A 14,581-nucleotide genomic window follows, 5' to 3' on the forward strand; every position below is an offset into this window, starting at 1 on the left:
GCATCACATGGCCGCAGCGGCCAAGAAGTCCGTCGCCATCGTCGGCTCCGGCAATATCAGCACCGACCTGCTCTACAAGCTGTTGCGGTCGGAGTGGCTCGAACCGCGCTGGATGATCGGCATCGACCCGGCCAGCGAGGGCCTGGCCCGCGCCCGCAAGCTGGGCCTGGAAACCAGCCACGAGGGTGTTGACTGGCTGCTCGCGCAGCCCGAGCTGCCCGACTTCGTCTTCGAGGCCACCTCCGCCTACGTGCACCGGGCCGCCGCCCCGCGCTACGAGGAGGCGGGCATCAAGGCCATCGACCTGACCCCGGCCGCGATCGGGCCCGGCGTGATCCCGCCGGCCAACCTGCGCGACCACCTCGACGCCCCGAACGTCAACATGGTGACCTGCGGTGGTCAGGCCACCATCCCGATCGTGTACGCGGTCAGCCGCGTCGTGGACGTGCCCTACGCCGAGATCGTCGCCAGCGTTTCCTCGGTGTCGGCCGGGCCGGGCACCCGCGCCAACATCGACGAGTTCACCAAGACCACCAGCAAGGGTGTCCAGGTGATCGGCGGCGCCAAGAGCGGCAAGGCGATCATCATCCTCAACCCGGCCGACCCGCCGATGATCATGCGCGACACCATCTTCTGCGCGATCCCTGAGGATGCCGACCGCGACGCGATCACCCAGTCCATCAAGGACGTCGTGGCCGAGGTGCAGACCTATGTGCCCGGCTACCGGCTGCTCAACGAGCCACAGTTCGACGAGCCCTCGGTGGTCAACGGCGGCAACTTCGTCGTCACCACGTTCGTGGAGGTCGAAGGCGCCGGTGACTATCTGCCGCCGTATGCGGGCAATCTGGACATCATGACCGCCGCGGCCACCAAGGTCGGCGAAGAGATGGCCAAAGAAGCGGCTTCGGTTTCGGGAGGAGCACACGCATGAGTGCAGACGTTTGGTTCGACGCGAGCTGGGACGTCCGGATGACGGACACCTCGCTGCGCGACGGCTCACACCACAAGCGCCACCAGTTCACCAAGGACGAGGTGCAGTCCATCGTCGCCGCACTGGACACCGCCGGTGTGCCGGTGATCGAGGTGACCCACGGCGACGGGCTGGGCGGTTCGAGCTTCAACTACGGGTTCTCCAAGACCCCCGAGCAGGAACTCATCAAGCTGGCCGCCGAGACGGCCAAGGAAGCCAAGATCGCCTTCCTGATGCTGCCCGGCGTGGGCACCAAGGAAGACATCAAGGAGGCGCAGAACAACGGTGGCTCGATCTGCCGGATCGCCACCCACTGCACCGAGGCCGACGTGTCGATCCAGCACTTCGGGCTGGCCCGCGAACTCGGCCTGGAGACCGTCGGCTTCCTGATGATGAGCCACACCATCTCCCCGGAGAAGCTGGCCGCTCAGGCCCGCATCATGGCCGACGCCGGGTGCCAGTGCGTCTACGTGGTCGACTCGGCCGGTGCCCTGGTGCTCGAAGGTGTGGCCGACCGGGTCGCCGCCCTGGTCGCCGAACTCGGTGACGACGCCCAGGTGGGTTTCCACGGCCACGAGAACCTCGGGCTCGGGGTGGCCAACTCGGTGGAAGCGGTGCGCGCCGGGGCCAAGCAGATCGACGGCAGCTGCCGCCGGTTCGGGGCCGGTGCGGGTAACGCCCCGGTCGAGGCCCTGATCGGGGTGTTCGACAAGATCGGCGTCAAGACCGGCATCGACTTCTTCGAAATCGCCGACGCCGCCGAAGAGGTCGTCGCGCCCGCCATGCCCGCCGAGTGCCTGCTGGACCGCAACGCGCTCATCATGGGCTACTCGGGCGTGTACTCCAGCTTCCTCAAGCACGCCATCCGCCAGTCCGAGCGCTACGGCGTTCCGGCCCATCAGCTGCTGCACCGGGCCGGTCAGCGCAAGCTCATCGGCGGCCAGGAGGATCAGCTGATCGACATCGCGCTGGAGATCAAGCGGGAGCAGGCCGCTACCTAACGTGTCGGCGCCCCCGGGCAGGATGGGGGCGTGACAAACCGCGCCGACGCCCAGGCCGTTCTCGAGCAGCTGGCCGGGCCGGCCGCGGTGTTGCGTGACGACCAGTGGACGGCCATTGAGGCGCTGGTGGTGCAGCGCCGCCAGGCCCTGGTCGTGCAGCGCACCGGATGGGGCAAGTCGGCGGTGTACTTCATCGCCGCCAAGCTGCTGCGCGAACTGGGGCACGGGGCCACGGTCATCGTGTCGCCGCTGCTGGCCCTGATGCGCAACCAGGTCGCCGCCGCGCAGCGCGCCGGGGTGCGGGCAGCCACCATCAACTCCGGCAACGTCACCGAATGGGATGAGATCCACCAGCGGGTCAACCGCGGAGATCTCGACGTCCTGCTCGTCAGCCCGGAACGGTTGAACAACCCCGATTTTCGCGACGCCGTGTTGCCGGCCCTGGCCGCCGACGCCGGACTGGTAGTGGTCGACGAGGCGCACTGCGTCTCGGACTGGGGGCACGATTTCCGGCCGGACTACCGGCGGATCCGGACCTTGATCGGCGAACTCGGCTCGGACGTACCGGTTTTGGCGACCACCGCGACGGCCAACGATCGGGTGGTCAGCGACGTCGCCGCGCAGCTGGGCGTTGGTGGTCGGGACACCCTGGTGTTGCGCGGCGGACTCGACCGGGAGTCGCTGCGGTTGTCGGTGGTGCAGGCCGGCGGCGGTGCGCAACGCACGGCATGGCTGGCCGAACACCTCGGTGCGCTGCCCGGTTCGGGGATCGTCTACACGCTGACCGTCGCCCAGGCGCACGACGTGGCGGCCCTGCTGCGCGAGCGCGGGCACGAGGTAGCCGCCTACACCGGGTCGACGGAAACCGCCGAGCGCGAACAGCTTGAAGCCGACCTGCTGGGCAACCGGGTCAAGGCACTGATCGCGACCTCGGCGCTGGGGATGGGTTTCGACAAACCGGACCTCGGCTTCGTCGTGCATCTCGGGGCGCCGTCCTCCCCGATCGCCTACTACCAGCAGGTGGGCCGCGCCGGACGCTCGACGGACAGTGCCGAGGTGGTGCTGCTGCCCGGCCGGGAGGACCAGGACGTCTGGCGCTATTTCGCGTCGGTGGCATTTCCGTCAGAAGCCATGGTGCGCACCGTGATTCGCGTATTGGATCCTGACCGTCCGCAGTCGACCGCCGCGTTGGAGCCGCAGGTCGATCTGGGCCGGACCCGCCTGGAGATGGTGCTGAAGGTCCTCGACGTCGACGGTGCGGTCCGGCGGGTCAAGGGTGGCTGGCTGTCCACCGGCCAGCCGTGGGAGTACGACGAGGCCCGCTACCGCCAGCTCGACGAGGCCCGTCGCCGCGAGCAGCAGGCCATGCTCGACTACCAGAGCACCGACGAGTGCCGGATGACGTTTCTGCGCAGACAACTCGACGACCCCGATCTGACTGCCGGTGAGCGGTGCGGTCGCTGTGACAACTGCGCCGGGGCCCGGTTCGGCGCCGCGGTAGGCGACGAGGCCGCCGCGCTGGTTCAGGAGCGCCTGATGCGCCCCGGGGTGGAGATCACCCCGCGCAAGCAGTGGCCCGCCGGCCTCGACAAGCTCGGCATCGCGCGGAGTGGCCGGATCGCCGACGGCCCCGTGCCGGGCCGGGCCATCGGACGCCTCACCGATCTGGGCTGGGGTCCGCGGTTGCGGCAGCTACTCGACGCACCCGATGCCGAGGTGCCCGCCGACGTGGTGCAGGCCGCGGTGAAGGTGCTGGCGGCCTGGGACTGGGCGCAGCGTCCGACCGCGGTTCTGGCATTGGACTCGGCGACCCACCCGGTCCTGATCGCCTCGCTGGCACGCGAGCTGGCCCGGCTCGGCAGGCTGACCGACCTCGGGGTGCTGCAGTACGCCGTCGGCCGCCGCCCGGTGACCGCCGCCAACTCCGCGTATCGGGTGGCGGCCCTCGACGGCGCGTGGTCGGCGCCGGACCCCGGGCTCATCGCCGGCGCGGGTGGTCCGGTGCTGCTCGTCGACGATCGCAGCGATACCGGGTGGACCCTGACGATGGCTGCCCGGGTGGTGCGCGACGCGGGCGCTCCGGCGGTGCTGCCGTTCGTACTGGCCGCCACCAGCTGACACCCGGGTAACACCGGCCCCACCACACACGACGTTCCGGGCAGTGGTTCCGCGGTGTAGCGCCGCGGGCCGGAAAGGGAGATCACCATGTTTGTCCGCCGCGCCGTGCTCGGAGCCCTGGCCGCAGGTGCCGCCTGTGCCGTCGTCTCTGCTCCGTTCGCCGGTGCCGATCCCACGCCCGCGCCGGCCGCCGGCGCCGACTGCTCGGCGGCCGGCCTATCGTCGACCATCAGCTCGGTCACGGCGAACCTGTCCACCTATTTCGCCGCGCACCCCGACGCCAACCAGGCGCTCATCGACGCGACTAGGCAGTCGGCCTTCGGCGCGATCGGCGCCTTCAATGCGTACTTCACCGATCACCCGGATCAGGCCAACGACATCCGCGCCATCAAGGCACCGCTGGTCGACTTCCAGAACCAGTGCGGTCTGCAGGTCGAGCCCGCCGAGGCGCTGGTCGTCATCGGCGAGCTGTAGTCACCACACCGGCTTGGAGCCGCCGAGCTGGGCGGTGAGCGAGTCCGCGGTGGCCACCAGCCCCTTCGCGTGCTTGGCGATCTCGGCGTCGGTGAGTGCGCGCCCGATCTGCAGCGAGACGGTCATCGCCTGCCGGTGGTGATGGTCGTAAACGGGTGCGGAGATGACGCTGACGTCGTGACGCTGGCGCGGCCCGGCGTCACCGGCGAGGTGGACGCGCTCGCCGATATCGGAGATCAGTTCACCCAGCAGCGCCCGCAGCTCGTCGGGCAGCGTGCTCGACATCCCGGCCATCAGCGCGTAGAGGCGGCGGCCGGCCGGTGTCAGGCGCTCGACCAGATAGCCCGACGAGCGGCATTCGGCCACCACACGGTCGAGCCGTTCGCTATCTGTACGCAGCGGGATGGTGGGGGTCTTGGCCAGCCAGGCTCGTAGGGCGTCGTCATCCCAGAGCACGAACATCAGGCCGACGGGTGGTGCGAACGGGTAGCTCTGACCCACCCGGACCCCAACGTCCGAGCCGGGCGGGCCGACCAGTTCCAGCAGGGTGATCCGGTCGTCTACCACGCCGGCCAGCGCCGCGGTGGTGTTGAACGCGTGCGACAGCCGGTTCAGTTCGGCGCGAGCCGCGGGATTGACCCGCAGCGATTCCTGGGCGATGTGGCCGAGGGTGATCAGGCTGGGTCCCAGGCGGTAGGTCTTGTCCTTCGGATCGCGAACCAGGTAGCCGGACTCGGCCAGGGTCGTCACGATGCCCAGCACCGTGGGCTTGGACAGCTCGAGCTTGCGGGCCAGTTGGGACAGGCCGAACTGTTCGTGCGGATGCTTGGCGAGGAAGTCCAGGATCGCCACCACGCGCTGCGTCGGGGGAGAGGAGCGTCCGGACGACTCACCGTTGACCATTGCAGAATCGTACCTTCTTGTTCCAGATATGAACCGATATGCCGGTTGACTCGGGTTAGAACACGTTCTACTGTCGGTTCAGCAGACGTACCGGTGCGGTCGAATATTGAAACGCGAGGGCAGTCGATGTACACACAACCGCTGGCGGAAGCCATCGCCGAGGCCGAGCGTCTCGTCACCGAAGCCTCGTTCATCGAAAGCGAGGCCGACCTGCTGGAGGGCCTGCAGTATCTGGCGGGCTGCATCGCCGCCTGCACGCACGTCGCCTTCGACTACGACCGCGACCACCCGTTCCTGCATTCCGGCACCGGGCCGTTCACCAAGATGGGTCTGGACAACCCGGACACCATGTACTTCGGCACCCGCGTGGTGGCAGGCAAGGAGTATGTCGTCACCGGGACCCGGGGCACCACCACCGACGTCAGCTTCCAACTGCTCGGTGGTGAGTACACCGACGAGGTGGTGCCGGACAGCGAGACCGCGTTCGACGACCGTCGTCTCGACATCGCCGAGGACGGCACCTTCGAGTGGCGCTTCACGCCGGACACCAACGCGCAGTTGGTGATTCGCGAGGTGTACAACGACTGGGCAGCGCAGCGCGGCAGCTTTGCGATCGCCCGCACCGATACCGCCGGCACCGCGCCGCCGCCGCTGACCGCCGAACTCATCCACAAGCGGTACGCGACCGCGGGTAAGCAACTGGTGCAGCGGGTCAAGACCTGGCTGCAGTTCCCGAAGTGGTTCTACGACAACCTGCCGGTCAACACGCTGACCGCACCGCGGCTGACGCCGGGCGGGCTGGCCACCCAGTACTCGTCGGTCGGCCACTACGACCTGGCTCCGGGGCAGGCACTCATCCTGACCCTGCCCGAGACCGACGCCCCCTACCTGGGCTTCCAGCTCGGCAGCCTCTGGTACATCTCGCTCGACTACATCAATCATCAGACTTCGCTGAACGGCACTCAGGCGCAAGCTGATCCGGACGGCAAGATCCGCATCGTCGTCTCCGACGAGAACCCCGGTGTGACCAACTGGGTCGAGACGCTGGGGCACCGCAAGGGCTATCTGCAGTTCCGTTGGCAGCGGGTGTCACGTGAACTGACCGCGGCCGACGGGCCCACCCTGGAGCTGGTCGACCTCGACGCAGTGGCGGGCAAGCTGCCCTACTACGAGCACAACAAGATCTCCGAAGAAGGCTGGCGTGAGCGGATCGCGCTGCGCCAGAAACTCATTGGCAACAGGATGGTGGGATAGGTCATGGCTGGCTTGCTCGAGAACAAAGTCGTGGTGATCAGCGGTGTGGGCCCGGCTCTGGGTACCACGCTGGCGCGCCGATGTGCCGAGGAAGGTGCCGACCTGGTGCTGGCGGCCCGCACCGTCGGCCGACTGGAGGACGTGGCCAAGGAGATCACCGACCTGGGCAGGCGCGCCCTGTCGGTCGGCACCGACATCACCGACGACGCGCAGGTGGACAACCTGGTCAAGCAGACCCTGGACACCTACGGCAAGGTTGACGTACTGGTCAACAACGCCTTCAAGGTGCCGTCGATGAAGCCGTTCGGCCAGACGTCGTTCGACCACATTCGGGACACGCTGGAACTCACCGTGCTCGGCGCGCTGCGGATGATCCAGGGCTTCACACCGGCACTGACCGAGGCCAAGGGATCCATCGTCAACGTGAACTCGATGGTGGTGCGCCATTCCGACCCCAAGCAGGGCGCCTACAAGATGGCCAAGTCGGCGCTACTGGCGATGTCGGAGTCGCTGGCGAGTGAACTCGGCGGGCATGGTATCCGGGTGAATTCCGTTCTGCCCGGCTACATCTGGGGTGGCACCCTGAAGGGGTACTTCGAGCACCAGGCCGGCAAGTACGGCACCACGGTCGAGGAGATCTACAACGCCGCCGCGGTGAACTCTGATCTCAAGCGGCTGCCCACTGAGGACGAGGTCGCCTCGGCCATCCTGTTCATGGCCAGCGACCTGTCCAGCGGTATCACCGGGCAGACCCTCGATGTGAACTGCGGGGAGTACCACAACTGATGGTGGGAACGAGCGAGGTAGAACAACGATGAGCGATTTCCTCAGCGTCGAGAGCCTGCTGGCCTCGGCGACCAAGGCCACCGGTCTGGACGATTTCGGCGTCGACGACGACAACTACCGCGAAGCGCTGAGCGTGCTGCTCGAGTCGTTTCGCACCGAGGCGGACCTGACCGACATCGGCAGCAAGATGCACCGCTTCTTCGTGCGCAACGCGTTGGTGGCCCGGCTGCTGTCCGAGGCCGCCTTCAAGCAGTATCCGGAGCACGTCGACGTCCCGATCGAGCGGCCGATCTTCGTGACCGGTCTGCCGCGCACCGGCACCACCGCGCTGCACCGGCTGCTCTGCGGCGATCCCCGTCACCAGGGTCTGGAGCTGTGGCTGGCCGAGTTCCCGCAGCCGCGGCCGCCGCGCGAAACCTGGCCGGACAACCCGGTTTTCGCTGAGCTCGACGCCCGGTTCAAGAAGGCGCACGACGAGAACCCGGACTACACCGGCCTGCACTACATGACCGCCGACGAGGTCGAGGAATGCTGGCAGCTGCTGCGCCAGTCGCTGCACTCGGTGTCTTACGAGACGCTGGCCCACGTGCCGACCTATGCCCAGTGGCTGGCCAATCAGGACTGGACAAAGCCCTACCTGCGGCACCGCAAGAACCTGCAGCTGATCGGCCTCAATGAGCCCGAGAAGCGCTGGGTGCTCAAGAATCCCAGTCATCTGTTCGCACTGGACGCGGTCTTCGCCGCCTATCCTGACGCGCTGATCCTGCAGTGCCATCGGCCGGCCGAGACCATCATGGCCTCGATGTGCTCGCTGTCCGCGCACACCACCGCTGGCTGGTCGAACACGTTCGCCGGCGACGTGATCGGTGCCGACGCGCTGGAGACGTGGTCGCGTGGGCTGGAGCGGTTCAACGCGGTGCGCCGTGACCATGATGAGGCGCAGTTCTACGACGTCGACTACTTCGAGCTGATCCGCAACCCGGTCGGCACCGTCGAGAACATTTACTCGCACTTCGGTATTGAGATGACCGACGCGGCCCGGGCGGCGATCCAGGCCACCGACGAGGAGAGCAAGCAGGGCCCGCGGGCACCCAAGCACACCTACTCGCTGGCCGACTACGGGCTCACCGAGGATCAGGTCAAGGAGCGCTTCAAGGGGCTGTAGGCCGCGCCGAGATCGACGAAATGGCGCGATCTACTTGACTTTTCGCGCCCAAACGTTGGTTTGGGCGCCAACAGGACGCTAGCCGTCGCCGGGGGCGGGGGCGCTGGAGTACTCCTCCAAGCAGCCTTCTGCCACAGCGTGTTTGATGCTGTCCGACAGCTTCGGGCAGCCGCGGGTGCGCGCGCTGTCGCCGCCAGAAGCGCGAATCTCGGCGAAGTAGGCGCAGCGGTTCTGCGCCTCGGAGTTCCACTGCACCAGGGTGTGGGCGGCGCCGAGCTTCTTGACCCGCACCGCCACATGACAGAACCGGCAATCCACCTCGGCCAACCCGGCATTGAGATAGCGCTCGCGGTCCTGGCGGGTGGCCTCGTGCACCGCCGCCGCCCGCTGCGGGTCACCGGCGAAATCGGGGGCCTTGGCCCACGACGACGGCGTGCTGTCGTCGTCGGCCGGGTGCGGCTCGTCGTGGTCGTGCACGCCGAGCAGTTCCATCATGGACCGCGCCAAGTCGTCGACGTCAGGCGGCGGATCCTCGGGGGTCATATTCACGCCTGGGTCGGCTGTCCTTCGGCCTCGGCCTGGCGCTTGAGGTTCTCCTCCACCTCGACCTTCCACTTCTCGTTGGCCGGTGTGGTGTCGATCTCGAGCTCAAAGCGCTCAACCATATCCGGGGAGATGTCGGCGACATCGACGTAGAACTGCTGATACCAGCGGCGCATCTGGTACACCGCACCGTCTTCCTCGACCAGCAGCGGGTTCTCGATGCGCGTCTTGTGCTTCCAGATCTCGACGTCCTGCAGGAAGCCCTTGCTGACGCCGGCGACCATGGCATCGGAGAGCTTGTCGCTCATCGCCTCGTCGAGACCCTTGGGCTTCTCGACAATCACCCCCCACTGCAGCATGAACGAATCCTGCGTCACCGGGTAGTGGCAGTTGATCAGGATCGACTCGGCCTTGAACCCGCCGTAGACGTTGTGCAGCCAGTTGATCATGAACGACGGACCGAAATACGACGCCTCCGAATCCAGATGGGACTCAACGTAAGCCGTGCCCATGTCGTTGATGTCGGGGCGGCCCACGTTGTGCAGGTACTGCGAGGCGATGTGTCCTTCGAAGACGTTCTTGAAGTACGTCGGCAAGCCGAAGTGGATGTAGTAGAAGTGCGCCATGTCGGTGACGTTGTCCACGATCTCGCGGCAGTTGGAGCCCTCGATCAGCATCGAGTTCCACTTCCACTCGGTCCACTCGCCGCCCGCGTACTCCGGGATCTCCGGGATGCGCACCTCGGGCTGCGGCGGGTTGCCTTCATGGTCGTGCCAGATGAACAGCAGGCCGCTGCGGATGTCGGTCTCCCAGGACCGGGTGCGGGCCAGTCGGGGTGTGCGCTTGGCGTAGGGCACCAGCTTGCAGCGGCCGTCACCGCCCCAGCGCCAGTCGTGGAACGGGCAGGCGATGGCGTCGCCCTTCACGGTGCCCTGCGACAGGTCACCGCCGAGGTGACGGCAGTAGGCGTCCAGCACGTGGACGGCACCGGTGTCATCGGCGAAGACCACCAGTTTGGTGCCGAACGCATTGATCGGGTGGGGCTTGCCGTCCAGGTACTCCGCGACCGGGCCCAGGCAATGCCAGCCCCGGGCATAGCGGTCCGGCAGGGTTCCGGTGTCGATCTCGCGAACGCCGCTAGTCACCTGTCGCCTCCAGTTCTCCGTCGCTAACTAGAACACGTTACAATTTCTCGGTCGGCTCTCGCAATATCAACGTCGCTAGCTGGGGATTACCCAAATGACATGGGGTATATCTGAACAATGCCGATGTATTCGTTCGAGGGCCGATCACCCAGGGTCGATCCCACCGCGTTCGTCGCACCCACTGCAGTTCTCGTCGGTGACGTCACCGTCGAAGCCGGTGCGTCGGTCTGGTTCAACGCCGTGCTGCGCGCCGACTACGCGCCCATCGTGATCCGGGAGGGCGCCAACGTGCAGGACGGGTCGGTCCTGCATGCCCCGCCGGGAATCCCGGTGGACCTCGGTCCTGGCGCGACGATCGCGCACATGTGCACCATCCACGGCGCCCACGTCGGCGCCGAGGCGCTCATTGCCAACCACTGCACGGTGCTCGACGGCGCCGTGATCGGCAAGCGGTCCATGATCGCCGCGCACTCGCTGGTCACCGGCGGTACGCATATCCCGGATGAGGTATTGGTCACCGGCGCGCCGGCGAAGGTCAAGGGGCCGATCGCCGGCACCGGTGCCGAGGTCTGGGTGAACCTCAATCCCAAGGCCTACCAGGATCTGGCGCAGCGCTACCTGGTGGGTTTCGGGGAACTCTGACGTTCGGCCGAGCCGGGATCAGAGCTTCTGCGCGGACTTCGCGGCCTGGTCGAGTTCCCAGTAGGCGCGCAGCGCGACGATCTTGCCCGCATCGTCGACCCGGTAGGTGAACACACCCTCGGCCACCACGCGGTAGCCACTGGATTCGATGACGATGTGGCCGACGTTGGCTTCCTCGTTGCCGCACTGATAGGTCTTCTCGAAATGGAAGGTCAGCGCACTCGGAGCGATCGCCATGTCGTAGAACTTCGAGATCGCGTCCTTGCCGCGATGACCCTTGCCCTCGGGATCGAAATGCGACGGTCCGATGGGGTCCTCCACGATCGCGTCGTCGGCGAACACCGCCAGCCAGGCGTCCTTGTCGTGCGCCATCGCGGCCTCACGCGACCGCCTGCCCGCCTCGTGGGCTGGGGTGCTCACTGCTTTCTTCCCACCGTCAGTCCTGCCAGCCGGAGTGGATGTAGGTCTCGGCGAAGCGCTTCATCGAGTCGATCTTCTTCTCGAGCGGGGCGTCGAAGGGCAGACCCTCGAACACCCACGGGATGCCGATGTAGTCCGTGACGCCGGCCGCCACCAGGTCGCGGTGGCCGTCGACGCCGAACTTGTCGATGCAGACCGCCTGGTACTCGAAAGGGACATCGGCGCGGCCGTTTTCGGCCAGCAGCCGCTTGAGCGTGCTGATCGTATCGGCCAGCTGGTCGCACGTCATCATCGCGCTGGTCCAGCCGTCACTGACCCGGGCAGCCCGTTTGAGCGCCACCTCGGTGTGCCCGCCGACATAGAACGGCACCGGCACGCTGGGCGCGGGGCTCATCTGCAGCCGGTCGAAGTCGTAGAACTCGCCGTGGAACTCCACCATCCCACCGGCCAGCACCAGCTTGATGACCTCGATCATCTCGTCGACGCGCTTGCCCCGCTTGGCGTAGGGCACCCCGCACCACTCGAACTCCTCAGGCGCCCAACCGATCCCCACTCCGAAGCCGAACCGGTTGTTGGTCAGGTTGGCCACCGAGCCGACCTGACGAGCCAGCAGCAGCGGATTGCGTGAGCCCAGCTTCATCACGTTGGTGTAGAAGCGGATTTTCGAGGTCACCGCGCCCATCGCCCCGGCCAGGATGAGCGGATCCACCCAGGGCGCGTTCTCGTCGAACATCCGCTTGCCGTCGGCGGTGTAGGGATAGTCGACGGATTGCTTCTCGAAGTAGAAGATCGAGTCCGGCAGCGCGACGTTGTCGAACCCGAGTTCCTCAGCGGCCTTGGCGATCTCGATCAGCTGATCCAGCGGGCTGAACGCGATGCTGACCGTGTACTTCATCCGGTTCATGGCCGTGTCAGCCGGCTGGCTTGTCGGATCCGACCACCCACATCGAGTAGTACTGTGACCCACCGCCATAGGCGTGGCCGAGTGCCTTGCGCGCACCCTCGACCTGGTGGTCGCCGGCCTTGCCCATCACCTGGATCGCCGACTCGGCGAAGCGGATCATGCCGGACGCACCGATCGGGTTCGACGAGAGCACGCCACCGGAGGCGTTGACCGGGATCTTGCCGCCGATCGCCGTCTCGCCGGCTTCGGTGAGCTTCCAGCCCTCGCCCTCGGCGGCAAAACCGAGGTTTTCCAACCACATCGGCTCGAACCACGAGAACGGGACGTAGATCTCGGCGACGTCGATCTCGTCGATGGGGCTCTTGATCCCGGCGGCCTTCCACAACGCGGCCGCGGCGTCCCGGCCGGCCTGCGGGCTGACCTGGTCACGGCCGGCGTAGGCCAGCGGCTCGGTCCGCAGCGCGGTGGCGTGCACCCAGGCGACGGGCTGGCCCTCGGCGACGCGCTTGTCGGCGATCTCTTCGTTGCCGATCACGATCGCGCAGGCACCGTCGGAGGACGGGCAGGTCTCGTCGTAGCGGATCGGGTCCCACAGCATCGGCGATTCCATCACCTTCTCGACGGTGATGTCGGGCTGATGCAGATGGGCCAGCGGGTTCTTGGCGCCGTTGAGCCGGTCCTTGACCGCGACGATCGCGCCGATGTGCTTGGGTGCACCGGAGCGGTTGATGTAGGCGCGCACGTGCGGGGCGAAGTAGCCGCCGGCGCCGGCGCCCACCGGCTTGGTGAACGGCACCGGAATCGACAACGCCCACATGGCATTCGACTCGGACTGCTTCTCCCAGGCCATGGCGAGCACACGCTTGTACTTGCCGGACTGCACCAGGCTGGCGGCGACGACCGCCGTCGACCCGCCCACCGAACCGGCGGTGTGGACCCGGATCAGCGGCTTGCCCGTAGCGCCCACGGCGTCGGCCATGAACAGCTCGGGCATCATGACGCCCTCGAAGAAGTCGGGCGCCTTGCCCACCACGACGGCGTCGATGTCGTCGAAGGTCGACCCGGAGTCGGCCAGTGCGCGGTCGATGGCTTCGCGCACCAGTCCGTTCATCGACACGTCCTTGCGCTTGGCGACGTACTTGGTCTGCCCGGTGCCCAGCACCGCGGCGAGATGCTTGCCGGCCATCAGGCGTCCTTTCCTTCCAGAACTGCCACCAGGTTCTGTTGCAGCGCAGGGCCACTCGTGGCGTGGGCCAGGACGCGCTGCGCGGATCCGTCGAAGATGTGCTGGGCGGCGAAGCCGATGCGTTCCAGGCCCGCCGAGAACATCGGGTTGGCGGCCAGCGTGCCGCCGGACGGGTTGATCGACGTCGCGTCGGTCAGCCCGATCGCTTCTTTCAGGATCAGCTGCTGGTGGGTGAACGGCGCGTAGATCTCGGCGATCTCGATCGAGGCGACGTCACCGCCGGTGGCCGCTTTGGCCGATGCGGCCGTCGACGGCGAGGTGGTCAGGTCCCGAGCGCCCAGGATCGGGGTTTCGATGCGGTGCTCGAAACCGGCGATCCAGGCTGGCCTTTCACGCAGTTCGCGAGCCCGGTCGCCGGCCGCCAGCACGATGGCCGAGGCGCCGTCGGTGATCGGGGCGATGTCGTGCTTGCGTAGCGGCTCGGCGAAGTACGGGCGCGAGAGCAGCTCATCAATGCTCTTGGCCGGCTTCTCGGAATCGGTGCGCGGGGCGGCGGCGAAGGCGTCGAGGGCCACCTGGGCCATCTGCTCCTCGGTCCACTTGCCGGCATCCAGGCCGAACCGGGCCTGCAATCCGGCCATCGACACCGAATCCGGCCACAGCGGCGCGACGGTGTAGGGGTCGGTCTGCAGCGCCAGCACACGGCGCAGGGTGCCCGCGGAGGACTTACCGAAGCCGTACACCAGCGCGGTGTCGATCTCGCCGGTCAGCAGCTTGATGTAGGCCTCGTAGAGCGCCCACGCCGCGTCCATCTCGACGTGCGACTCGTTGATCGGCGGCACGGCACCGATCGAGTCGATCGCGGAGATGAACGAAAAGGCTCGTCCGGCAAGGTAATCGGAGGATCCCGAGCACCAGAAGCCGATATCGGTCTGCTTCAGTCCGAGCTCGTCGTACAGCTTGGCGAAGCAGGGCATCAGCATTTCGACGCCGTTGGTGGTGCCGTCGGTACGCCGCACATGCGGGGCATGGGCGAACCCGACGACAGCTACATCGCGGTCAGACATGGC

15 protein-coding genes are annotated in these 14,581 nt (G+C 67.0%); 8 read left to right on the plus strand and 7 right to left on the minus strand.

From position 1 onward, the window contains the following. Positions 1 to 7: 7 nt before the first annotated feature. The 4 genes from BN3385_RS10110 (at position 8) to BN3385_RS10125 (ending at position 4,563) form a co-directional block, all read left to right on the plus strand. Positions 8 to 931: an acetaldehyde dehydrogenase (acetylating) gene (locus BN3385_RS10110; protein ID WP_059016660.1), complete on the plus strand. Its 924-nt coding sequence runs from the start codon at positions 8 to 10 to the stop codon at positions 929 to 931. Beyond that, positions 928 to 1,971, plus strand: coding sequence for a 4-hydroxy-2-oxovalerate aldolase (gene dmpG, locus BN3385_RS10115; RefSeq protein ID WP_059016661.1), 1,044 nt, complete (start codon positions 928 to 930; stop codon positions 1,969 to 1,971). The genes BN3385_RS10110 and dmpG overlap by 4 nt, the downstream gene beginning before the upstream one ends. Positions 1,972 to 2,001: 30 nt before the next feature. Beyond that, positions 2,002 to 4,089 carry a RecQ family ATP-dependent DNA helicase gene (locus BN3385_RS10120; RefSeq protein ID WP_059016662.1) on the plus strand — a complete coding sequence of 696 codons (2,088 nt, stop codon included), beginning with the start codon at positions 2,002 to 2,004 and terminating at the stop codon, positions 4,087 to 4,089. Between the two features lie 87 nt (positions 4,090 to 4,176). Next, positions 4,177 to 4,563: a hemophore-related protein gene (locus BN3385_RS10125; protein ID WP_059016663.1), complete on the plus strand. Its 387-nt coding sequence runs from the start codon at positions 4,177 to 4,179 to the stop codon at positions 4,561 to 4,563. Here BN3385_RS10125 and BN3385_RS10130 read toward each other — a convergent pair whose 3' ends face one another. Next, on the minus strand, positions 4,564 to 5,466 hold the full coding sequence (locus BN3385_RS10130) for an IclR family transcriptional regulator (RefSeq protein WP_059016664.1): 903 nt from the start codon (positions 5,464 to 5,466) through the stop codon (positions 4,564 to 4,566). It abuts the gene before it with no gap. A 126-nt stretch (positions 5,467 to 5,592) separates the two neighbouring features. Here BN3385_RS10130 and BN3385_RS10135 point away from each other — a divergent pair, with 126 nt between their 5' ends. From BN3385_RS10135 to BN3385_RS10145, 3 genes are read left to right on the plus strand one after another with little or no spacing between them, the layout of a single operon-like run. Further along, a complete protein-coding gene (locus BN3385_RS10135; RefSeq protein ID WP_059016665.1) occupies positions 5,593 to 6,720 on the plus strand; it encodes a hypothetical protein in 1,128 nt (375 codons plus the stop codon). A 3-nt stretch (positions 6,721 to 6,723) separates the two neighbouring features. Further along, entirely contained in the window at positions 6,724 to 7,506 is a 783-nt protein-coding gene (locus BN3385_RS10140) for an SDR family oxidoreductase (protein WP_059016666.1), read from the plus strand. 28 nt (positions 7,507 to 7,534) lie between these two features. Next, the gene (locus BN3385_RS10145) at positions 7,535 to 8,671 is read left to right on the plus strand and encodes a sulfotransferase family protein (RefSeq protein WP_059016667.1); all 1,137 of its coding nucleotides are present in this window, start codon (positions 7,535 to 7,537) and stop codon (positions 8,669 to 8,671) included. 78 nt (positions 8,672 to 8,749) lie between these two features. Here BN3385_RS10145 and BN3385_RS10150 read toward each other — a convergent pair whose 3' ends face one another. After that, a complete protein-coding gene (locus BN3385_RS10150) occupies positions 8,750 to 9,214 on the minus strand; it encodes a hypothetical protein (protein WP_059016668.1) in 465 nt (154 codons plus the stop codon). 2 nt (positions 9,215 to 9,216) lie between these two features. Beyond that, positions 9,217 to 10,359 (minus strand): 3-ketosteroid-9-alpha-monooxygenase, oxygenase component, encoded by a 1,143-nt coding sequence (locus tag BN3385_RS10155; RefSeq protein ID WP_059016669.1) that lies wholly within the window; start codon positions 10,357 to 10,359, stop codon positions 9,217 to 9,219. A gap of 117 nt (positions 10,360 to 10,476) precedes the next feature. Between BN3385_RS10155 and BN3385_RS10160 the strand changes: the two genes are divergently transcribed. After that, the gene (locus tag BN3385_RS10160) at positions 10,477 to 11,001 is read left to right on the plus strand and encodes a gamma carbonic anhydrase family protein (RefSeq protein WP_059016670.1); all 525 of its coding nucleotides are present in this window, start codon (positions 10,477 to 10,479) and stop codon (positions 10,999 to 11,001) included. Positions 11,002 to 11,019: 18 nt separating this feature from the next. On the opposite strand, the gene BN3385_RS10165 is transcribed toward BN3385_RS10160, so the two are convergent. Genes BN3385_RS10165 through BN3385_RS10180 form a run of 4 tightly spaced genes read right to left on the minus strand, consistent with a single transcriptional unit; the run spans position 11,020 to position 14,578 of the window. Beyond that, positions 11,020 to 11,421 (minus strand): nuclear transport factor 2 family protein, encoded by a 402-nt coding sequence (locus BN3385_RS10165; protein WP_286141729.1) that lies wholly within the window; start codon positions 11,419 to 11,421, stop codon positions 11,020 to 11,022. A gap of 16 nt (positions 11,422 to 11,437) precedes the next feature. Beyond that, positions 11,438 to 12,316, minus strand: a complete 879-nt coding sequence (locus BN3385_RS10170) for a TIGR03619 family F420-dependent LLM class oxidoreductase (RefSeq protein WP_059021780.1) — start codon at positions 12,314 to 12,316, stop codon at positions 11,438 to 11,440. 16 nt (positions 12,317 to 12,332) lie between these two features. Next, the gene (locus BN3385_RS10175; protein ID WP_059016671.1) at positions 12,333 to 13,511 is read right to left on the minus strand and encodes a thiolase family protein; all 1,179 of its coding nucleotides are present in this window, start codon (positions 13,509 to 13,511) and stop codon (positions 12,333 to 12,335) included. After that, the gene (locus BN3385_RS10180) at positions 13,511 to 14,578 is read right to left on the minus strand and encodes a thiolase family protein (RefSeq protein WP_059016672.1); all 1,068 of its coding nucleotides are present in this window, start codon (positions 14,576 to 14,578) and stop codon (positions 13,511 to 13,513) included. Before BN3385_RS10180 ends, BN3385_RS10175 begins: the two co-directional genes overlap by 1 nt. Positions 14,579 to 14,581 lie beyond the last annotated feature (3 nt).

This window comes from Mycobacterium sp. M26, assembly GCF_001494595.1.
Taxonomy (GTDB): domain Bacteria; phylum Actinomycetota; class Actinomycetes; order Mycobacteriales; family Mycobacteriaceae; genus Mycobacterium.